Origin of the sequence: Falsihalocynthiibacter sp. BN13B15 (genome assembly GCF_041205415.1) — a bacterium.
GTDB classification, from domain to species: domain Bacteria; phylum Pseudomonadota; class Alphaproteobacteria; order Rhodobacterales; family Rhodobacteraceae; genus Falsihalocynthiibacter; species Falsihalocynthiibacter arcticus.
This window is the reverse complement of the sequence record NZ_JBGFCE010000154.1, coordinates 1-223: the sequence shown is the minus strand read 5'-3', so window position 1 is coordinate 223 and position 223 is coordinate 1. Positions and strand designations below refer to the sequence as shown.

Below are 223 nucleotides of genomic sequence, written 5' to 3'. Positions count from 1 at the left end.
CGTGTCCGCCGTTTGATGCGCCTCATGCGATTGGTGCCGATTTATCAGGAGCCCAACACCAGTAAAAAGCATCCGCAACACAAGATTTGGCCATATCTTCTGAGAAACGCGGTGATTGACCCTCCAAACCAGGTCTGGTGTGCAGATATTACCTACATACCGATGCGGCGCGGCTCCCTGTATCTCGTGGCCATTATGGATTGGTACAGCCGCAAGGTGCTGG

1 pseudogene is annotated in these 223 nt (G+C 53.4%); it reads left to right on the top strand.

Annotated features, from left to right (window positions below):
- A pseudogene (locus AB9F26_RS22580) lies at nt 1-223 on the top strand (IS3 family transposase); the annotation flags it as partial.